Raw genomic sequence first — 21,002 nt, 5'->3', positions numbered from 1 at the left:
ACCCCCGCGGTGGATCAGACACTCAGCATCAGGAATTCACGCTCCCACGAGCTGATGACGCGCTTGTAGTTCTCGTGCTCGGCGCGCTTGACCGCCACGTAGCCCTGGACGAACTGCTTGCCCAGGTACTGCTGCACGGTTTCGCAGTCTTCCATGTGCTGCAGCGCATCTTCGATGGTGATCGGCAGGCGCAGGTTGCGGCGTTCATAGGCGCGGCCCTGCACCGGTGCGCTAGGGTCGATCTGCTCGACCATGCCCAGGTAGCCGCACAGCAGGCTGGCAGCGATGGCCAGGTACGGGTTGGCATCGGCGCCCGGCAGGCGGTTTTCCACCCGCATCGCCTCAGGGCTGGAGGTGGGCACGCGCAGGCCGGCCGTGCGGTTTTCTTCGCCCCACTCGACGTTGACCGGTGCCGAGGTATCCGGCAGGAAGCGGCGGAACGAGTTGACGTTGGGCGCAAACATCGGCAGCAGCTTGGGGATGTACTTCTGCAAGCCGCCGATGTGATGCAAAAACAGCTGGCTCATGCTGCCGTCTTCGTTGGCAAAGATCGGTTTGCCAGTGGCGATGTCGACCACGCTCTGGTGCAGGTGCATGGCACTGCCGGGTTCATCGGTGATCGGCTTGGCCATGAACGTGGCGGCCACGTTGTGCTTGAGCGCGGCCTCGCGCATGGTGCGCTTGAACACGGTGATCTGGTCGGCCAGGTCCAGCGCGTCGCCGTGGCGGAAGTTGATCTCCATCTGCGCCGGGCCGTCTTCGTGGATCAGCGTATCCAGGTCCAGGCCCTGGATCTCGCACCAGTCGTAGACGTCTTCGAACAGTGGGTCGAATTCGTTGGCGGCGTCGATCGAGAACGACTGACGGCCACTTTCAGCACGGCCTGAACGCCCCAGTGGCACCTGCAGTGGCAAGTCCGGGTCTTCGCAGCGCTTGGTCAGGTAGAACTCCATCTCGGGTGCGACGATTGGCTGCCAGCCCTTGTCGGCGTACAGCTTGAGCACCTTCTTCAGCACGTTGCGTGGCGAAAGCTCGATAGGGTTGCCTTGCTTGTCGAAGGTGTCGTGGATCACGATCGCGGTTGGCTCGATCGCCCACGGGATCTGGTAAACGGCAGTGGGGTCAGGGCGGCAGACCATGTCGATGTCGGCGGCGTCGAGCAGGTTGTAATAGATGTCATCGTCGACGTAGTCGCCGGTGACCGTCTGCAGCAGCACGCTTTCTGGCAGGCGCATGCCTCGCTCATGGAGGAACTTGGCGGTAGGCGCAATCTTGCCGCGGGCGATGCCGGTCAAGTCGCTGATCACGCATTCGACTTCGGTGATCCGGTGTTCTTTCAGCCAGGTGGACAGCTGATCGAAGGGGGCGTTCATACAGACCTCTTGGTTGGGTTTTAGTGGGGGAGCGTGGGCGCTTGCGAAAACCGTTGAACAGTTGCGAAGGCGTTACGCTTCCCAGGTGACGCGCTGGAGACTATCTTGGGCGCAGCCCCCCGGGGCGATCTATCCACTTTCTTCAGTATCGAATGCACCAAAAGAGTGCATACAGGACGATGTGTGACAACCGCCAATGCGTTGAAGGTCCAGGCTTTCCACACCACTGACGTCACCGAGCAAGTGCGCGCCACCCCTGGCTGGCAGCAGCAGTACCGGCAAATGTCGCCCGGGTACTTCAGCGGTGAGCTGCGGTGTCTGGGGCTGGATGGTGTGGAGGTGTACGAAGAGCGCCTGAACACCCGGGTGGAGCAGTTTTTCCGCGCGCCAAGCGGCTCGCTGGCGTTTTGCTTCGACCGCAGCGAGAACAGCCTGTACCTGCTGAACGAACAAAGCCGCAATATCTGGATCACGCCGGAGAACTACCAGGAGGTGGCGGTCGTGTTCGACCAGGCCTTCCTGGCCCGCCATGGGCTGGACCCGCAGCGCCTGGAAGGGTTGTTCATGGTGCCACTGGGCAGCGGCCAGAATGCGCTGTTCGGCAGCTGGCTCAGCGCCACCTTGAACCGGTTGGGCGAGGAGGGTTGCCCGTTGCAAGGGCAGGCCCTGGCTGAGCAGCTGCTGGAGGACTGCCTGTTCATTCTCGACAACGCCAGCCAACGTTTACAGGGCGTGGCCCTGGGGCGGCGGGACGAGGAAAGGGCGATCATGCACCGGGTCAGCGAATGGGCGGCCGATTGCCCGGAAGAGACGCTGAACCTGCTTGAGCTGGCAGACGTGGCTGGGGTTTCCCTGCGCCAGTTGCAGCAGGCGTTCAAGGCGTTTACCGGCATGCCGCCGGCGCACTGGCTGCGCCTGCGCCGGCTCAACGGTGCGCGGCGTGATCTGTTGCGCGGTGGCGGCGTGACCGTGGCCGAGGTGGCGATGCGCTGGTCGTTCTGGCATTTAGGAAGGTTTTCAGAGAGTTACCGGCAGTTGTTCAAGGAGTTTCCCAGTGAAACATTGAAGCGCTGCAGGGTTTGAGGTGGAGGCGGGGCTGCCGGCCTCTTCGCGGGCTCGTCCGCTCCCACAGCACCAGCATGGTTTCGTGAATCGCAGGTTGCCTGGGGCGCGGGTAAGTCCGCGAAGCGGCCAGCCCAGGCAACACTGAACCCAGCATTCCACGCCAAAAGTTGCTATCGTGCCGCCCTGATTTCACCCGAGGTGCCGATGTTCTATCTGCCTTTGCCCAGCGACCAGGCCGACCGCCTCGCCAGCGCGGCCGTTACCGAGTTCTTCACCACCGCCAGTGTTGTCGATGCCGCTACCGTGCTGTTCGTGCAAAACCTGCCACGCCAGCCTGCCACCGCCTCGGCCGACGCGCAGGAGCGTCGTTTCGCCGAAATCGTGCGCATCGCCAACGAAGTCGAAGGTGTCGCCCCTGGGCGCTTCCAGGCCCAGGTAGCGCAGCAATTCGATCGCGAAGCGTTCGCCATGGGCCTGGGCATGCTGGGCGAAAACGGCATTGCACTGCTGTCGGCCGAAGTGCAGTACCAGGCGGACGAATGGCTGGATGACGAAGGCCAGTGGAACTTCCAGTTCGCCGACCGCTACCGCCAACGGGCCACGCCGCTGCACCCGGTGTACCTGCCGTCCCTGGCCAGTGACTTGATGCTCAGCGACCAGCAGAACCGCCTGCTGCGTGAATTCCTCAGTGGCGTCGACGAGTCGGTGGCTGTGCAAGGTTTCGCCGGCACCGGCAAAACCTTCCTGATTCACCAGTTCGCCCGGCTGCTGGAGCCACAGCGCACCTTGCTGCTGGCCTTGACCGAAGGGCAGTTGCGCGCGCTGCAGGCGCGGGTCAAGGACGCTTCCGCCTATACCGCGCTGACCTTCGGCCAACTGGCTGACGAGCTGCTCAACCGTGACCTCACCAGCAACGGCTGGCGATTGCGCGATCCGTACCGCACCAAGCTGTCCTGGCGCCCCCAGGAAGCGCAAGTGGTGCGCTGGCTGGCCATCCCTGATATCGGCCCGCTCGCAGCGCGTGACGTGGTTGCCTTGTGCATCCGCGCCGTGCGCACGTTCTGCCACAGTGCCGATACCCAGCTTCAGCTGCACCACTTGCCCTGGGCCGGGCCTGGCACCTCGCCGTTGGATCAGGAGGTGCTGCTGGAAAAGGCACGCCTGTACTGGCAAGAGCTGATTCGCCCGTCGGCGCGGGACATTCAGCTGCCGGTGCGTGACTACCACCGGGTCAAGCTGCTGTCGCTGACCGAGCATGTCATCGACAGCCGTTATACCCATGTCATCGTCGACGAAGCCCACGAGCTGTCGGCACCGATGCTGGCGGTACTCGATCGCAGTCCGCAGTCGATCATTACCCTGGGTGACGAACTGCAAAACCTCAACGGCCTCAGCCCGCACCATGGCAGCTTCATCCGGCAACGCTGCATCGACCATTCACTGCGCGCCGGGCCGGCAATGGACAATGTGCTCAACCCGTTGATCCAGGCGCACCCGGCCACGATCCAGGCGGCCTTCAGTGGCAGCGCCGAGCACTACACTCGGGTCAGCTTCTTCGATACGGTGATGGTGCCGGAACAGCCCACGGCGCTTATCGTCGATGATGAATGGGGCCTGTTTGGCTGGTTCCAGCGCCTGACGCATCAGGGGGTGCCGTTCTTGTTGCTGAAAAGCGCCCGCAAGGACTTTGAGCTGTTCGTCGAGGACTGCATCGAGCTGTACCGCTACGGCACCCGGCCGCGCCACCCGATGCTGTTCCGCTATGCCAGCTGGCAGGCGCTGGAACAGGACAAGGGCGATGACAAAGCGTTCGTCGCCGTGGCCAACATGCTGCGCAAAGGCTACACGCCGGAGCACTTTGCCAAGGCCAAGAGCCGCTACCGCTGGGACAAGGCGCCGAAGCTGTTCCTGGGGCGAGTACGTGATGTGAAGAACATGGAGTTTGCCCGGGTGATGGTGTCGCCGGAGCTGATGGTGGCGCCACAGGTGGCGGGTAACCGCAATGAACGGGCGCGTATGCTGGCGGGGTTGTATACCGCCTGTTCGCGGGCGCGGCATGAACTGATCGTGCCGGGGGGGATGCTGGACTGGGTCAAGGACCAGGTTCGGGATTGAAGCATCTGGGGCCGCAAAGCAGCCCCAGGGTCATGAATCAGTTACGGTCCAGCCACACGGTCTGGGCATTGGTGAACTCGCGCACGCCAAAGTGCGACAGCTCACGGCCGAAACCGCTCTTCTTCACGCCACCAAACGCCACGCGGGGGTCCGAAGCGCAGTAGCCATTGATGAACACGCCACCGGTATCCAGTGCAGCGGTCATGCGTTCGGCCAGCGCGTAGTCGGCTGTGTAGATGGTCGAGGCCAGGCCAAACTCGCTGTCGTTGGCCAGTTCCACGGCATGGTCGGCATCGCGTGCAGTGATGATCGCCGCTACCGGGCCGAACAGCTCCTGCTTGAACGCGGTCATGTCCGGGGTGACATTGGCGAACACGGTCGGTGCGTAGAAGTTGGCCACGCCTTCGACCTTGTTGCCGCCCAGCAGCAACGTGGCGCCTTCGGCCAACGTCGCCTGAACCTGGCCATCCAACTCGTCGCGCAGGTCATAGCGGGCCATCGGGCCGATATAGGTGTCGTCCTCCAGCGGGTTGCCGACTTTCAGCTGGCGAGTGGCTTCAACGAACTTGTGGGTGAACGCGTCGACGATGCTGGCTTCCACGATCAGGCGCTTGGCGGCGGCGCACACCTGGCCGGTGTTCTGGTAGCGGCCTATCACCGCGGCCTGGACGGCAGCATCCAGGTCGGCATCGGCCAGCACGATGAAGGGATCGGAGCCACCCAGCTCCAACACGCACTTCTTCAGCGCGGCACCGGCCTGTGCACCAATCGCCATGCCGGCACGCACGCTGCCGGTCAGGGTCACGGCGGCGATGCGCGGATCGTTGATGGCGCGGGTGACGCCATCCGGGGTCACGTTCAACACTTCGAACACGCCTTCCGGCAGGCCGGCATCCTTGAACAGCTCACCCATCAGGTAGGCGCTGCCCATTACGTTCGGTGCGTGCTTGAGCACGTAGGTGTTACCCGCCAGAATCGCCGGCACGGCGCCGCGCAGCACCTGCCAGACCGGGAAGTTCCACGGCATCACGGCCAGGATCGGGCCCAGCGGGCGGTATTCGATACGGGCTTTTTCGACCTGGGTCGGCTCGGCGGCGAGCATGGCCGGGCCGTGCTCGGCGTACCAGCGGCAAAGGCCTACACACTTGCTGACTTCACCGCGAGCCTGGGCGATCGGCTTGCCAATTTCGCGGCTGATCATGTGCGCGAAAGCTTCAGCCTTGGCTTCGAGGGTGCCGGCCAGGGCCAGCAGGTACTCGCTGCGCTGACCCAGCGACACCTGGCGCCACTGGCGGTAGCCAACCTTGGCACGTTGCAGCGCCGCTTCCAGTGCGGCGTCGGTGTCGAACGGGTAGGCGCCAATCTGCTCGCCGCTGTACGGGTCGAGGGAGATGGCGTGGGTCAGGCTGCTGATCGCGCTCATGGCGGGACACTCTCGTTGTTGTTAATCAATGAGGCCAGACTAGTGGGCTATGGCTTTAATGAAAACTGAATAATAATGAGCGAAACATTCACGTTTGGAGAATGCCTGTGGACCTGGTGCAACTGGAGATCTTCAAGGCCGTGGCAGAGCAGGGCAGCATCAGCGCCGCCGCGCAGCACATCCATCGGGTGCCGTCGAACCTGACCACGCGCATCAAGCAACTGGAGGAGGACCTGGGTGTAGAACTGTTCATTCGGGAAAAGAGCCGCCTGCGCCTGTCGCCTGCGGGTTGGAACTTCCTCGAATACACCCGGCGCATCCTCGACCTGGTCCATGAGGCGCGGCTGACCGTGGCGGGTGAAGACCCGCAGGGCACCTTTGCCCTCGGATCGCTGGAAAGCACGGCGGCGGTGCGCATTCCGGCGTTGCTGGCCGCCTACAACCAACGCTACCCCAAGGTTGACCTTGACCTGTCCACCGGGCCTTCCGGGACCATGCTCGAAGGCGTGTTGTCTGGCCGCCTGGTGGCGGCGTTCGTCGACGGCCCGGTGCTGCACCCGACGCTGGAGGGCATACCGGTGTTCGAGGAAGAGATGATGGTCATTGCGCCGCTCAACCATACACCGGTGACCCGCGCCCAGGACGTGAACGGTGAAAGCATCTACGCCTTCCGCGCCAACTGTTCATACCGCCATCACTTCGAAAACTGGTTCGTGCAGGACCAGGCGGTACCGGGCAAGATTCACGAAATGGAGTCGTACCACGGTATGTTGGCCTGCGTCAGTGCGGGTGCCGGCCTGGCCATGCTGCCGCGCAGCATGCTCGACAATATGCCCGGGTGCAGCACCGTCAGCGCCTGGCCAATGTCGGAGGACTTCCGCTATCTGAAAACCTGGCTGGTCTGGCGACGAGGTACGGTCTCGCGCAGTTTGAGCATGTTCGTGAAGTTGCTTGAAGAAGGCCGCGCAAGCTGATGTTTTCACTAGATAACCTGATTTTCTGAAGTGAATTTCACCGCCATGACCAGGCATCAGCACGAACACCCTTTCGCTGGGAGGATCAGATAATAGGTAAGCCATCCTCGAAAGGAGGGTCGTACCATGCGTAACCATCACTATGCGCTCGGCGCTGCCTTGCTGATCACCCTGGCCCTGCCATGGACCCTGGCCGCCGCTGCCGACCTCAATGCCCCCATCGACATGCAGGCCGTGCAGTTGCAACCGCAGGAGCAGAATGGCGTGCGCTACCTGCAGGGCGGTATCGGCCAGGACGAGGCCAATGCCCTGCGCAAGACCACGGGTTATGACCTGCACGTAGAGCTTTCGACCGGCCCGGAAGGCAAGTTCCAGAGCGGGGCCACCGTCGATATCCAGAATGCCCAGGGCCAGCCCGTACTCAGTGTCAGCGATGCCGGGCCGCTGCTGTATGTGCAATTGCCTCCCGGCAAATACAAGGTCATTGGCAATGCCCAAGGCCAGGCGGTGCAGCAGTGGGCGGCCGTCACGGGCAAGGCGCCCACGACCGTTAACCTTAACTGGCGTTGATGAAAAGTCGGGCAGGAGTACGCCTGTACTCCTGCCTGGGGTCAGGTCACGCCTCGCGAATTCCTGTGCCCGGCAGGCACATCTTTACCAAGTGATTTAGCCAATAGTGGCAATACACTTCCAACTTTCTGATTATCTGGACAATAATCAGAAAAGTATTACTTCGTATGACCGGTCTGGATGCACCGGTCAGCGCAAAACATCGAGGGGCCCAAGCCCCCGCTTGCCGTGTAGACCATCAGGAGAGTCGTTGATGAAAACCCGTCTAGCAGCTTCGCTGGCCGTAGCAGTGCTGGCCTTTGCCGGGGCCGATCTGGTCCAGGCTGCGCAGATATCAGGCGCCGTGGGCGCCACCGGCCAAGGTGACATGACTTACCGTATCGGCATGTCGTTCGACTGGGACAAGAAATGGCTGGAAAGCAGCACCGGCCATGTGAGCGGTTACTGGGATGCGGCCTACACCTATTGGGAAGGTGGCGATGCCAGTGGTGCGCATTCGCTGTCGTTCAGCCCGGTGTTCACGTATGAGTTCAGCGGCTTTACCTACACGCCTTACATCGAGGCAGGGATTGGCCTGGCAGCGTTTTCAAAGACCGACGTGGGCGACCAGCGACTGGGGTCGGCGGTCAACTTTGAAGACCGTATCGGCTTTGGCCTGAAGTTGCCGGGAGAACAGAAGGTAGGCATCCGTGCCATGCACTACTCCAACGCCGGGATAAAGCAGCCAAACGACGGCATAGAGTCGTACTCGCTGTTCTACAGCACAGCGTTCTGACATTACGGGGCCGCGGCGCGGCCCCGGCAATTCAGAAGGTATAGGAAACGCCGGCCTGCACCGTGCGCGGTGCGCCGGGGTATACGTAGCTGTTGAACGCCCCCTCGTCATACCCCTTGTTGAACACGTTCTTCACGTCCAGATTCAACCGCACGTGTTCGTTGACCTTGTAGAAGCTCAACAGGTCGACCACGCTGTAGCGCTCCATCGTGTAGGTGGCCGTCGATGTCTGCCCGGCACGGTCGTCTACATACTTCACGCCTACGCCCAGGCCAAGGCCTTTGGCCAGGCCATCCTGGAACTCGTAGGTGTTCAGCAGGCTGAAGGTGTTGCGTGGGATATTGGCCAGGTGCGTTCCCTTGGGCAGGGTGGTGTCCTTGGTGACTTCGGCGTCGACGTAGGCATAGCCACCGATCATGCGCCATTCGGGGGTGAGGTTGCCGGCGACGTTGATGTCCAGGCCACGGCTGCGCACTTCGCCGGCGGCAATGCTGTAGGTATTGGTCGAGTCGTTCGGGTCGCGAGTCAGGACGTTTTCCTTGGTGATCTGATAGATCGCCGCGTCGACGCTCAGCTGCCGGTCCAACGCTTCCCATTTCACACCCAGCTCGTACGACTTGCCCTTTTCCGGGTCGAAGCCACCGCCGCTGGCAGGCGTGCCTGTGTTGGGCTTGAACGAGCGCGCAGTATTGGCATAGACCGCCACGGTGTCAGTCAGGTCGTAGATCAGGCCAAAGCGTGGCGTGACGCCGTTTTCGCCCTTGCTGAAGTCCCGATTGGCAGGTCGCTTATCGTCGTAATCGTGCTCGAAGCGCTCGAAGCGTACACCAGCCAACGCCTTCAGACGCTCGGTCAGCGCCACCTGATCCTGGATGAAGAAGGCCCAGGTCTGCAGGTTCTCACTGTCCCAGGTCGTTGGGACCGTATCCAGCGCCGGTCTCGGTTGGCCGAGTACCGGGTCGTAGATGTCGATCGGGTAGGACGCGCTGGAACGTCGGATGATGGAGCTGTAGTGATAGTTCTCGTACTCGATGCCTGTCAGCAGGGTGTGGCTGAGCGTACCGGTATCGAAATGCCCGGTCAGGTTCAATTGCCAGTCACGGTCGGTCCATTCCAGCTTGCGGTAGTTGAAGTTCCGCTGCAGGGTGCGGCCGTCTGCCAGTAAATTGCTCCCCTCGACTGCATTACCCTTGAGCGAGCCATCGAGGTACTGGAATCCACCGCCCAGCGTCCAGTTGTCGTTGAGCAGGTGCTCGAAGCGCACCTGGGCCATGTTGTTGTCGTTGTGCAGCAGGTTGTCGCTGCCTTTCTCCCAGATGTAGGTATCGCGCGAGGCGCTGCCGGTCTGGGTGGGGTAGCGGGTCAGGCCGCGATCGAGGGGGTGGTTGTTGCGCATGAAATCGCCTTCGAAGGTGATCTTCGTGGCGTCATTGACCTGCCAGCTGATGACCGGGGCGACATCGTAGCGTTCGCTTTCGACATCGTCGCGGAAGCTGTCGCCGCCTTCACCCAGTACATTCAGGCGGTAGGCCAGCGAGCCGTCCTGGCTCAGCGGCCCGGTGGCATCGAGGGTGGCACGGTGCATGCCCTGGTCATCGAACTGGCTGCCAAGGGTGACCTTGGACTCCGGCAACGGCTGCTTGCTGACCACGTTGAACGTACCGCCGGGGTCGCCACGGCCGTACAGGCTGCTGGCCGGGCCACGGATGACCTCCAGGCGCTCGACGGTGTTGGCATCCGGGGCGTTGGGGTAGCCGCGGTTGATCGGAAAGCCGTTGCGATAGAACTCGCCGGTCGTGAAGCCACGCACGGTGAAGGTTGTCAGGCCCTGGCCACCGAAGTTGTTGGCGCGGCCGACACCACCGGCGTAGTCCAGGCCTTCCTGCAGGCGCGTGGCGCCCGTGTCTACCAGCACATCCTTGGGCACCACGCTGACCGATTGCGGGGTTTCGTGCAGCGCCGTGTCGGTGCGGGTGGCACTGGCCGAGCGGGTGGCCTTGTAGCCTTCGACCGGGCCGTCGGCGCGTTCGCTGTCGGCAGTACTGGTGATGCTCAGGGCCTGGAGTTCGATCTGGTTAGGGTCGCTGAGCGTTTCAGGCTCGGCAAAGGCCAGCGGGGAGACAGCATGAAGCACACAAAGCGAAACGAACGTGCGGCGCATCGACGGTACGGTCCTTGAATAGGGCGCTAAGGGCTGGGTCGGGAAATGCCGCGAACATACTACGAATCATTATCAAATGCATTAATTTTGAGTGGCACTGGTGTACCAGAAACCAAGGAAGATGAAGCGTCAGTGGCACCAGTGCCTGCAGGCACTGCGAAGGGGCCGACAGGTGATAAGCTGCTCCGTGGCTGGAAGTGCCTCTTCGCAATACAAGGTTATTCCTGCCTGGCCCCTGGGGCAGCCTGCTGAAGCTCAGCGAACAGCCTTGATCGCCAACACATTGCACAGCGGGTGTTCCAGCACATGCGCCGTTGTCCCGCCGAGGAATGTCTGCATGGTGTCATGCCGGTGGCTGCCCATGACGATCACGTCCACCCGGTTGTGGCCGACGAACTGGGCAATGGCCCTGATCGCAGCCCCTTCGAGGAAGTGTCGGCGCTCCAGCGGGATCTGGTGATGGTCGCCCAGGCGGTTGAACGCCGCCCGCTGCGCGGTTCGCACACTGCTGTCGAAGCCGGGCATGGTGACCGTACCGGCGCCGAAGTCGGCGATGTGGGTCTTGGCCGCGTCGCACACATGCAGCAGGTGCAGTTCGGCGTTGCACTGCAGGGCCAGGTCATGGGCGCAGTGGATGACCTGCTCGTCCAGGTGCTCGCCAGCGCCATGGCTGTTCAGGTCCACCGCGGCGGCGATCTGCCGTGGCAGGGGCAGGCGAATGTCGCTGACCAAGTGCACGGCGACCGGGCTGTCCTTGAGCAACTGCCAGTCCAGCGGCGTGACCAGCAGGCGTTTGAGTACGGGCTCGTGCTGTACGTCCTTGACCAGCAGATCGCAGCCCAGCCGTTCGACCCGTTCCAGTACGCTGCCCAGCGGGTCGCGGGTCAACAACAGCTCGGTGGACACGTCCACGCCGGCATCGCTCAGCTGTTCGGCCTCATCCGCCAGCCATTGGCGGTTGTCGCTGAGCAGCCGCTCACGCTCACGACCATCGCTCATCAAGCCAAAGGTGTCGACGTCGTCGACGAACACATTGATATCCAGCAGGGCACCGCTGGACTCTGCCAACGCCGCCGCGCGTTGCAGCGCAGGCGTATGACGCATTTGCGGGCCGAGCATGACGAACAGACGTTTGAACTGGCTCATCGCACACCTCCACGTGTGGCAGCCCCCCGGTGACCTGATCAGTTTCAGTCTAGACTGCCGCAGCGTACAGCGGGGCGATGTGTCGGGTATGATGCGTGCCCCATCATTGTCACGAGGCCCGTCCCATGTCCCTGAGTGCTGAACAGATCGTTGAGTATCGCGCCTTTGCCGAGCAATTGGCCGATGCTGCCGCTGCAGCGATCGCGCCGTACTTCCGCGCCAGCCTGGATGTCGAGGACAAGGGCGGGCGTCTGTACGACCCGGTGACCGTGGCCGACAAGGCCGCTGAAGACGCCATGCGTGAGTTGATCCAGGCGCGTTATCCCGAGCACGGCATTCTTGGCGAAGAAGCCGGCATTGCAGTGGGCAGCAGCCCGTTGACCTGGGTGCTGGACCCGATCGATGGCACCCGCGCCTTCATTACCGGCTTGCCATTGTGGGGCACCTTGATTGCCCTGAATGACGGTACCCGCCCCGTGCTGGGGGTGATGAACCAGCCGTTCACCGGCGAACGTTTCGTGGGTACCCCGGCAGGCGCCTGGCGCAGTGGCACGCCCCTGAAGACGCGTGCCTGCGCCGACCTGTCTGCCGCCACACTGATGTGCACCACGCCGGACATGTTCGACACCGCCGAGCGCAAGGCGGCATTCGAAGCGGTCGCCGGCAAGGCGCGGTTGATGCGTTATGGCGGTGATTGCTATGCCTACTGCATGCTGGCGTCGGGCTTTGTCGACGTGATTGTCGAAGCGAGCCTTCAGCCGTATGACGTACAGGCACTGATGCCGATCATCGAAGGGGCGGGTGGCGTGATCACGGCGTGGGATGGCAGTTCGGCGCAGGATGGCGGGTGCGTGGTGGCCTGTGGTGATCCTGCGCTGCATGCGCAGGTGGTGGAGATGTTGCGCCACGCCATGTGATCCGGGTTCGTCGCTCCTAGGCTCTTCGCGGGCGAGTCCCTTCTTGTGGGAGCGGGTTACCCGCGAAGAGGCCGCCACAGGTTTCCATTCTCTCCAGCCACCGCACTTTTTCCCATTTTCGGGCTCTATGCTTGGCCAGGCCGCGCTGACTCCCGGCGCAGCCGCCGAATATCGACCCGGTGCCGATGGTTGCAAGCTACCCGAATTTCCTCCCCCGCCTGCTACTGACAGGTGCCCTGGCATGCCTGTGCGCCTGTACGCAGCAGCAGGGCCGTGACATGGTCAACCAGCTCGGCAACGGCAAACCCAGCGAGCTGTTCCAGACCAGCGTCGACCGCCTGGCCACGCTGTCGATGCGCGACAACCTGCAAAGCCTGTACCTGCTGATGAACAAGCTGTACCTGCGCAACCCCAGCCAGTGGAAGATGTCTGGCTACCTGGACGCCGCCACCGCCGAGCGACAGATCCGCATTGCCATCGAACAGCGCCGGCCGCTGCCGCAACTGGGCAACCGCCGTGATCTGGCGGCATTGAGCTACGCCCTGAGCCCGGAGTTTCGTGGGGACCGGGTCGGTGCCTTCATCTACGCCATTGGCAGCATGCTGATCACCGCGCATGGCGGGCGTACCGAGTTCTACATGACCGATACCATCGACCCCCTGTTCGTCAACAACGCCGCGCGCAATATCGAGAAGGCAACATGGATGCTCAGCCAGCGGCAAGATGCCAATGGGGTGTTGCTGCTGTTCTCGAACGAAATCTCGGAGGAGGGCAGCAACCTGAGTTTTGCCGTTGAGTTCGGCAAGATCGTCGCGCGGCTGGATTTGCTGGCCGAGTTGCTGGATGAGCGTTATCGGCGCATAGGCTTGAATTACGCGCAGAGCCTGTTGCTGATGAACTTCCTGCCGGTGCAGTAAGAGGTCTCTGCCGCACGCCCTTTGCGAAATGACCATGCATGAATGAGGACTGAGTTGATGAGTGTTCATGGGCGAATCAACGTTTCGTCGGGCCGCAACTGGCATTTTTGCCAGTTGCAGTGAGTGTATGACAGCCTAGAATTCAAGGGAAATGGTGTTCTCTAAGGTCATTGATCGTGAAACGTTCGCAATCGTACACGCCCTACGGGGCTATTGGGGGTGATGGCTATCGCTACGTGTTGAATTACAATGGTGATCATTTAGACGAGCTTGTAAGCGGGTATCATCTAGGGGTAGGTAAACGATTGTATCTACCAGCTTTGATGCGTTTCGCATCACCCGATGTCTTGAGCCCGTTTTTGAAAGGTGGTATCAACAGCTATTCTTACTGCGCCGGAGATCCTGTAAATTACTCGGACCCTACAGGGCAGTCCCCAGGGTCGCCGAAGCTAGTAATAAAATTATCACAGACAGCCCCATCGAAGCCCTCATCGAGCTCACCCAGTAATGTTCCCGTTAAGAACCCCAAGCAGCAAAATATCACCTTCAAACTGGAGGGTCCCGAATTAAGAGATAAATATTTAATAATGAGGAATAAAAAGATACCGCCGCAAGATATAATTCAGTCCAACCCTGAATTAAGACCTTTTGTAGAGCGTAATTCGAAGTTGACTGTGCTTGCTCGCTTGAGGGGGTCGCCTTCATCTGACAGAAATATATTGCCGGAAGATCTGGATGTTCTTAATTTTATCAAGCGTGTTGTCGCCCCTCCTGTCGGGGGGAGTGATGTAGATGATTATTTGTTTGATGCTTATGCTAGTAATATTGCCTCTGGCGGCGCTAGGATTCCTGAGTTGATGAAAGTTACTGCTTGGATTAGGGCTGAGCGTGAAATGTTTGGTGGATAGTAGTTCTCGGAAATTTGCGGCGCCAGGTTGAGTATCAATCTCGAGTAACCTTATTTTCGCCGCTTGGTAGCTAAGTATTTGAAGTCTCCAGCTTTCTACGTAAAGGGGCTTATTAACCGTCAGGCCATAATTAGTGGACCGCCTCCTATATACTGCACTCGACCGAGACAAGAGCATCACTGTCAATGAGGGGTGTATGTTGCGCGGATGGTCGGCACTATCACCCGCCATGAGGAGTGCAAGCAAGTTTGTCCAATGGCCTGCACCTGACGTTAGAGCTGAGATGCGCCAACATTTACCCGATCGGCATCGACGAGATTATTGAACACGCCAGCCCGTACCGCCGGCACCTGGAGCGCTTGGTCCGCCCCTATGTGCAGGCCACGCGAGTACCGGAAGATACTGTTCGATAAACGAACACGCATGACGCCGGACCTGTCCGGTATCCGCCCAGCCAATCCCATCGTTGCATTGCCCAACCCCCGCCTTTTTGCTGTAGTGTTCCTGTCCGCCGGCTGTCGCCTGCCCCTGCGACGCGCTGCCAGCCCGATAGAATGACCGTGATGACCGCAACCACAGCCCACAAGGCGGTAGGGCGCGGCGACCAGAACAATAACGATACCGAGTGCCTTGCCTATGGAAAGCCGCCTGCTGAGCGAGCGCAGTAGCGTGTTTCACCACGCCGACCCTTACGCTGTGTCCGATTATGTGAACCAGCATGTAGGCCAGCATTGCATCGGTCTGTCCCGCACCACCCACCCCCAGGCCAGCCTCAGCCATCGCAAGTTCGCCGAGCTCGACCTGTGCCGTATCAGCTATGGCGGCAGTGTTCGCGTGACGTCGCCTGCGCTGGAAACCATCTACCACCTGCAAGTCTTGCTCAATGGCAACTGCCTGTGGCGCGGGCACAAGCGCGAGCAGCACCTGGTGCCGGGCGAGTTGCTGCTGATCAACCCGGACGACCCGGTTGACCTGACTTACTCAGAAGACTGCGAGAAGTTCATCCTCAAGGTGCCGACCCGGCTGCTGGACTCGATCTGCGATGAGCAGCGCTGGCAGCGGCCTGATGGGGGCGTGCGGTTCTTGCGCAATCATTACCGGCTGGATGAGCTGGATGGCTTCGTGAACCTGCTGGCCATGGTTTGTCATGAGGCGGAAGTGAGCGATTCGCTGCCCAGGGTGCAGGGCCATTACAGCCAGATTGTCGCCAGCAAGCTGCTGACCCTGATGAGCACCAATATCCGCCGCGAGAGCCTCAGTGCCCCGCAGGCCGGGCTAGAGCGCATTCTTGATTACATCGAACGCAACCTGAAACTGGAATTGTCGGCTGAAGTGCTGGCAGAGCAGGCTTGCATGAGTTTACGCTCGCTGTATGCGTTGTTCGACCAGCACCTGGGCATCACGCCCAAGCATTACGTACGCCAGCGGAAACTGGAACGGGTGCATGCCTGCCTGAGCGACCCGACGTGTGGCGTGCGCAGCGTGACGGAATTGGCCCTGGATTACGGCTTCCTTCATCTGGGGCGGTTTTCCGAGATTTATCGGCAGCAGTTTGGGGAGCTGCCTTCGCATACCTTGAAACGGCGTCTGTGAGGCCTCTGGTGTGTCGACCTGGTATTTTTGCCAGTTGCTAGAAGTTTGCTGCCAAACCATCATTTGCGCTATGTCTGCTAAATGGTGGCAATCATGGCGAAGTCGCAAAATCTGTACTTCTACTCCCCGGAGGGCCTCGCGCTGATCAAACATACCGGTGCATCGGTCTTGTTGCGGGCTGCAGGTCGCGCGCTAGCGCAACGTGATGATGGTCACGCAGCGATTTATGCTACGGATGCACAAGGTTCGGTTATGCGATTGATGGGGTACGAACCGTGTTCGATGAATTACACCGCGTATGGCTACGACAATGACAAGGCTGGAGCTTCGTTGTTGCGATACAGTGGTCAGCGTAAAGAGCCATCGACCGGATACTATCTGCTCGGGAGCGGGTACCGAGCATTCATTTCAGGATGGGTTATGCGCTTTAATGCTCCGGACAGTCTCAGTCCATTCGGCGAGGGCGGATTTAATGCTTACAGTTATTGTGCTGGGGATCCTATTAACAAGATCGACCCAAGTGGACACATGCCCAAAGGTTTATTTGGAAGGCAAAAACAACCTGTGCAGGCCAGGCAAAACGTCGGTATAACGATTACCGATGCGCAACGTAAATTAAATTATCTAATGGACGATAGACTGGAAACCATAGCGGATGAAACACGGGCTCGCAGAGCCCCGATTTTAAAAATGGCATCGAGTGTGGCTAAATCGTCTGGAGGTTCCACTGCAGATGTGCTTGCCTATCAGAGGACCAATAATGGCCAGTGGGTGGATGAATTAAGGACCCGCACACATTTCGTGGACGTAGACCTTGTCCCAGTCGAAGCGGCGGGCGCGAGCACTACCAGGGATATAAATGTGCTGCGTACAGATATAAGAAATTACAAGACTCTCGATAACACCGACCCCAGATTGGTGGCCGAGCAAAAACTTTCTGTTGAGTTGCAGAAAATTAAATCTCTTCATTCAAGAATGATCGCGTCGATACGCCGGGCAAAAGTCAAGCGTGAGTGGTTGAATACGCCGAAATAGAATTTTTGGATAGCGCTTTGCACAATCCGGATAGTCCCCCGCCAGCCGTCTCCCTAACCTGACCAGGTCTAAACAATAACAAGGGAGACCCTGGCCATGTCCCTGGGATTCGACTACCTCAATGCCATGCTCGAGGACGACCGTGAAAAGGGAATCTACCGCTGCAAGCGGGAGATGTTCACCGACCCTCGGCTGTTCGACCTGGAGATGAAACACATCTTCGAGGGCAACTGGATCTACCTGGCCCACGAAAGCCAGATCCCCGAGAAGAATGACTTCCTCACCCTGACCATGGGGCGCCAGCCGATTTTCATCGCGCGCAACAAGGACGGTGAGCTCAATGCCTTCCTCAACGCCTGCAGCCACCGCGGTGCCATGCTGTGCCGGCACAAGCGCGGCAACCGTTCCAGCTATACCTGCCCGTTCCACGGCTGGACGTTCAACAACAGCGGCAAACTGCTGAAGGTGAAAGACCCGAGCAACGCCGGCTACCCCGACAGCTTCAACTGCGACGGCTCCCACGACCTGACCAAGGTGGCACGCTTCGAGTCGTACCGGGGCTTTTTGTTCGGTAGCCTGAACGCCGACGTGAAGCCGCTGGTCGAGCACCTGGGCGAGTCGGCGAAGATCATCGACATGATCGTCGATCAGTCGCCTGAAGGCCTGGAAGTGCTGCGCGGTGCCAGCTCGTATATCTACGAAGGCAACTGGAAGCTCACCGCCGAAAATGGCGCTGACGGCTACCACGTGAGCTCCGTGCACTGGAACTACGCCGCCACCCAGAACCAGCGCAAGCAGCGCGAGGCGGGTGACGAGATCAAGACCATGAGTGCTGGCGCCTGGGCCAAGCAGGGCGGCGGTTTCTATTCCTTCGACCACGGCCACCTGCTGCTGTGGACCCGTTGGGCCAACCCGGAAGACCGCCCGGCCTATGAGCGCCGCGACCAGCTGGCCGCTGATTTCGGCCAGGCGCGCGCCGACTGGATGATCGAAAACTCGCGCAACCTGTGCCTGTACCCCAACGTGTACCTGATGGACCAGTTCAGCTCGCAGATCCGCGTTGCCCGGCCGATTTCGGTGAACAAGACCGAAATCACCATCTACTGCATCGCGCCGAAAGGCGAGAGCGCCGATGCCCGTGCCAAGCGTATTCGCCAGTACGAAGACTTCTTCAACGTCAGCGGCATGGCCACCCCGGACGACCTGGAAGAATTCCGCTCGTGCCAGACCGGCTATGGTGGCGGCACTGGCTGGAACGACATGTCCCGTGGCGCCAAACACTGGGTAGAAGGCGCCGATGAGGCGGCCAAGGAGATTGAACTCGAACCCCTGCTGTCGGGCGTGCGCACCGAGGACGAAGGCCTGTTCGTGCTGCAGCACAAGTACTGGCAGGACACCATGATCCAGGCCCTCAAGGACGAACAGCAGCTGATCCCCGTGGAGGCCGTGCAATGAGCCTGTATGACACCGTGCGCGACTTCCTGTACCGCGAAGCGCGCTACCTGGACGATGCCCAGTGGGACCAGTGGCTGGAACTGTATGCCAGCGATGCCAGCTTCTGGATGCCGAGCTGGGACGATGACGACACCCTCACCGAAGACCCACAAAGCGAAATCTCGCTGATCTGGTACGGCAACCGTGGCGGCCTGGAAGACCGTGTGTTCCGCATCAAGACCGAGCGCTCCAGTGCGACCGTGCCCGACACCCGCACCTCGCACAACATCAGCAACATCGAGATCGTCGAGCAGGGCGAGGGCAGCTGCCAGGTGCGCTTCAACTGGCACACCCTGAGCTTCCGCTACAAGACCACCGACAGTTACTTCGGCACCAGCTTCTACACCCTCGACCTGCGCGGCGAGCAGCCGCTGATCAAGGCCAAGAAGGTGGTGCTGAAGAACGACTACGTCCGCCAGGTCATCGACATCTACCACATCTGATACAGGGTTTTTCGAGCATTGCCCGGTGCGTCTTGTGACGCGCCGTGGCCCGGCTCGCCCGCGAGGTGCAACATGAGCTACCAGATCGCACTGAATTTCGAAGACGGGGTTACCCGTTTCATTGAAGCCACCGGTCAGGAAACCGTGGCCGACGCCGCATACCGCCAAGGCATGAACATTCCGCTGGATTGCCGTGATGGCGCTTGCGGGACCTGCAAGTGCAAGGCTGAGTCCGGTCGTTATGACCTTGGCGACAACTTCATCGAAGACGCCTTGAGCGAAGACGAAATCGCCGAAGGCTACGTGCTGACGTGCCAGATGCGTGCCGAAAGCGACTGCGTCATCCGCATCCCGGCTTCGTCGCAGCTGTGCAAGACCGAGCAGGCCACTTTCGAGGCCGCCATCAGCGATGTTCGCCAGCTGTCAGTCAGCACCATTGCCCTGTCGATCAAGGGTGAGGCCCTGAGCCGTCTGGCCTTCCTCCCGGGGCAGTACGTCAACCTGAAGGTGCCGGGCAGCGAGCAGAGCCGGGCCTACTCGTTCAGCTCGCTGCAGAAGGACGGCGAAGTCAGCTTCCTGATCCGCAACGTACCGGGTGGGCTGATGAGCAGCTTCCTGACCAACCTTGCCAAAGCCGGCGACAGCCTGAGCCTGGCCGGGCCGTTGGGCAGCTTCTACCTGCGGCCGATCCAGCGCCCGCTGTTGCTGTTGGCCGGTGGTACCGGGCTGGCACCGTTCACCGCGATGCTGGAGAAGATCGCCGAGCAGGGCAGCGAGCACCCGTTGCACCTGATCTACGGCGTGACCAACGACTTTGATCTGGTCGAACTCGACCGCCTGCAAGCGCTGGCGGCACGTATCCCCAACTTCACCTACAGCGCCTGCGTCGCCAACCCGGACAGCCAGTACCCGCAGAAGGGCTATGTCACCCAGCACATCGAGCCACGCCACCTCAATGACGGCGATGTGGATGTGTACCTGTGCGGCCCGCCACCCATGGTGGAAGCGGTCAGCCAGTACGTGCGTGAGCAGGGCATTACCCCGGCCAACTTCTACTACGAGAAGTTTGCGGCTGCGGCCTGACGCCCCCTGATTCAAAGCAATACGCCGACCCTGTGGGAGCGGGCGAGCCCGCGAAGCAGGCAGCGCGGTGGATGGCGCGGGCTTCGCCCGTGTTCGCGGGCATGCCCGCTCCCACAGTGATCGCGCAGCCTTTCCGGCTTTGAGCAAGACAATTGCTGCCACAGGGGCTCTCGCGAACTGGAGATTTGCATATGAACAACAGATTCCAAGGCAAGGTCGCCCTGGTCACCGGTGCCGCCCAAGGCATCGGCCGGGGCGTGTGCTGGCGGCTCAAGGCCGAAGGCGCACACGTGGTCGCGGTAGACCGTTCCGAGCTGGTCCACGAACTGGCTGGCGAGGGCATGCTCACCCTCACCGCCGACCTGGAACAACACGCCGATTGCGCCCGGGTCATCGCCAGCGCGGTGGAAACCCATGGCCGTCTGGACATCCTGGTCAACAACGTGGGCGGTACCATCTGGGCCAAGCCCTTCGAACACTATGAAGTCGAGCAGATCGAGGCCGAGGTGCGCCGCTCGCTGTTCCCCACCCTGTGGTGCTGCCACGCCGCGCTGCCGTACATGCTCGAACGTGGCAGTGGCGCCATCGTCAATGTCTCGTCTATCGCTACCCGCGGCGTCAACCGTGTGCCTTACGGCGCAGCCAAGGGGGGCGTCAACGCGCTCACTGCCTGCCTGGCCTTCGAAACCGCCGGCCGGGGCATCCGCGTCAACGCCACTGCGCCCGGCGGCACCGAAGCGCCGCCCCGGCGCGTACCGCGCAACAGTGCAGAGCAAACCGAGCAGGAAAAGCGCTGGTACCAGCAGATCGTCGACCAGACCCTCGACAGCAGCCTGATGCACCGCTACGGCAGCATCGACGAGCAGGTGGGGGCCATTCTGTTCCTCGCGTCCGACGAAGCCTCGTACATCACCGGCGTGACCCTGCCGGTTGGGGGCGGCGACCTCGGCTGAACTGCAACCTCAAGGCAAAAGCTTTCTTCCACAACAAAAACAAGAGCGACAGATGCC

The 21,002-nt window shown here is 61.0% G+C and carries 18 protein-coding genes; 14 read left to right on the top strand and 4 right to left on the bottom strand.

Features of this window, described 5'->3' with window-relative positions; all coding sequences use genetic code 11:
• Window positions 1-14 precede the first annotated feature (14 nt).
• On the bottom strand, window positions 15-1,373 hold the full coding sequence (locus tag ACI7M0_RS13280; RefSeq protein WP_010954037.1) for a glutamine synthetase family protein: 1,359 nt from the start codon (window positions 1,371-1,373) through the stop codon (window positions 15-17).
• Between the two features lie 183 nt (window positions 1,374-1,556).
• Here ACI7M0_RS13280 and ACI7M0_RS13275 point away from each other — a divergent pair, with 183 nt between their 5' ends.
• Window positions 1,557-2,456: a helix-turn-helix domain-containing protein gene (locus ACI7M0_RS13275; protein WP_129931704.1), complete on the top strand. Its 900-nt coding sequence runs from the start codon at window positions 1,557-1,559 to the stop codon at window positions 2,454-2,456.
• A gap of 186 nt (window positions 2,457-2,642) precedes the next feature.
• Window positions 2,643-4,553: an AAA family ATPase gene (locus tag ACI7M0_RS13270; protein WP_129931705.1), complete on the top strand. Its 1,911-nt coding sequence runs from the start codon at window positions 2,643-2,645 to the stop codon at window positions 4,551-4,553.
• Window positions 4,554-4,590: 37 nt separating this feature from the next.
• Here the strand turns inward: ACI7M0_RS13270 and ACI7M0_RS13265 are convergent, their stop codons facing one another.
• Window positions 4,591-5,976, bottom strand: a complete 1,386-nt coding sequence (locus tag ACI7M0_RS13265) for an aldehyde dehydrogenase family protein (protein WP_104961739.1) — start codon at window positions 5,974-5,976, stop codon at window positions 4,591-4,593.
• Window positions 5,977-6,083: 107 nt separating this feature from the next.
• Between ACI7M0_RS13265 and ACI7M0_RS13260 the strand changes: the two genes are divergently transcribed.
• From ACI7M0_RS13260 to ACI7M0_RS13250, 3 genes are all read left to right on the top strand, one after another.
• Window positions 6,084-6,950, top strand: coding sequence for a putrescine utilization regulator PtrR (locus ACI7M0_RS13260; RefSeq protein WP_004374302.1), 867 nt, complete (start codon window positions 6,084-6,086; stop codon window positions 6,948-6,950).
• 126 nt (window positions 6,951-7,076) lie between these two features.
• Window positions 7,077-7,520: a carboxypeptidase regulatory-like domain-containing protein gene (locus tag ACI7M0_RS13255; protein ID WP_129931706.1), complete on the top strand. Its 444-nt coding sequence runs from the start codon at window positions 7,077-7,079 to the stop codon at window positions 7,518-7,520.
• Window positions 7,521-7,773: 253 nt separating this feature from the next.
• Window positions 7,774-8,295, top strand: coding sequence for an acyloxyacyl hydrolase (locus tag ACI7M0_RS13250; protein WP_020193020.1), 522 nt, complete (start codon window positions 7,774-7,776; stop codon window positions 8,293-8,295).
• 31 nt (window positions 8,296-8,326) lie between these two features.
• On the opposite strand, the gene ACI7M0_RS13245 is transcribed toward ACI7M0_RS13250, so the two are convergent.
• Window positions 8,327-10,456 (bottom strand): TonB-dependent siderophore receptor, encoded by a 2,130-nt coding sequence (locus tag ACI7M0_RS13245; RefSeq protein WP_129931707.1) that lies wholly within the window; start codon window positions 10,454-10,456, stop codon window positions 8,327-8,329.
• Window positions 10,457-10,711: 255 nt separating this feature from the next.
• Window positions 10,712-11,602: a universal stress protein gene (locus ACI7M0_RS13240; protein ID WP_104961736.1), complete on the bottom strand. Its 891-nt coding sequence runs from the start codon at window positions 11,600-11,602 to the stop codon at window positions 10,712-10,714.
• Window positions 11,603-11,727: 125 nt separating this feature from the next.
• On the opposite strand from ACI7M0_RS13240, the gene hisN reads away from it, so the two are divergent.
• The 9 genes from hisN to ACI7M0_RS13195 all read left to right on the top strand — a co-directional run bounded on the left by hisN (window position 11,728) and on the right by ACI7M0_RS13195 (window position 20,945).
• A complete protein-coding gene (gene hisN, locus ACI7M0_RS13235; protein WP_104887599.1) occupies window positions 11,728-12,519 on the top strand; it encodes a histidinol-phosphatase in 792 nt (263 codons plus the stop codon).
• A gap of 185 nt (window positions 12,520-12,704) precedes the next feature.
• A complete protein-coding gene (locus ACI7M0_RS13230; protein ID WP_014591013.1) occupies window positions 12,705-13,436 on the top strand; it encodes a hypothetical protein in 732 nt (243 codons plus the stop codon).
• A 176-nt stretch (window positions 13,437-13,612) separates the two neighbouring features.
• The gene (locus ACI7M0_RS13225) at window positions 13,613-14,344 is read left to right on the top strand and encodes an RHS repeat-associated core domain-containing protein (protein ID WP_256658104.1); all 732 of its coding nucleotides are present in this window, start codon (window positions 13,613-13,615) and stop codon (window positions 14,342-14,344) included.
• Window positions 14,345-14,980: 636 nt separating this feature from the next.
• The gene (gene benR / locus ACI7M0_RS13220) at window positions 14,981-15,937 is read left to right on the top strand and encodes a benABC operon transcriptional activator BenR (protein ID WP_129931709.1); all 957 of its coding nucleotides are present in this window, start codon (window positions 14,981-14,983) and stop codon (window positions 15,935-15,937) included.
• A gap of 93 nt (window positions 15,938-16,030) precedes the next feature.
• Window positions 16,031-16,972, top strand: coding sequence for an RHS repeat-associated core domain-containing protein (locus ACI7M0_RS13215; protein WP_256658106.1), 942 nt, complete (start codon window positions 16,031-16,033; stop codon window positions 16,970-16,972).
• A 96-nt stretch (window positions 16,973-17,068) separates the two neighbouring features.
• A complete protein-coding gene (gene benA / locus ACI7M0_RS13210; RefSeq protein ID WP_004374325.1) occupies window positions 17,069-18,427 on the top strand; it encodes a benzoate 1,2-dioxygenase large subunit in 1,359 nt (452 codons plus the stop codon).
• Window positions 18,424-18,909 (top strand): benzoate 1,2-dioxygenase small subunit, encoded by a 486-nt coding sequence (benB, locus tag ACI7M0_RS13205; protein ID WP_004576276.1) that lies wholly within the window; start codon window positions 18,424-18,426, stop codon window positions 18,907-18,909. Before benA ends, benB begins: the two co-directional genes overlap by 4 nt.
• Window positions 18,910-18,981: 72 nt before the next feature.
• Entirely contained in the window at window positions 18,982-19,992 is a 1,011-nt protein-coding gene (gene benC, locus ACI7M0_RS13200) for a benzoate 1,2-dioxygenase electron transfer component BenC (protein ID WP_010954050.1), read from the top strand.
• Window positions 19,993-20,183: 191 nt separating this feature from the next.
• A complete protein-coding gene (locus ACI7M0_RS13195) occupies window positions 20,184-20,945 on the top strand; it encodes a 1,6-dihydroxycyclohexa-2,4-diene-1-carboxylate dehydrogenase (RefSeq protein WP_129931711.1) in 762 nt (253 codons plus the stop codon).
• The last annotated feature ends 57 nt before the right edge of the window (window positions 20,946-21,002 follow it).

The sequence above is a fragment of the Pseudomonas sp. 10(2024) genome, assembly GCF_045164175.1.
In the GTDB taxonomy this organism is placed as follows: domain Bacteria; phylum Pseudomonadota; class Gammaproteobacteria; order Pseudomonadales; family Pseudomonadaceae; genus Aquipseudomonas; species Aquipseudomonas alloputida.
This window is presented reverse-complemented; position numbering and strand designations above follow the sequence as displayed.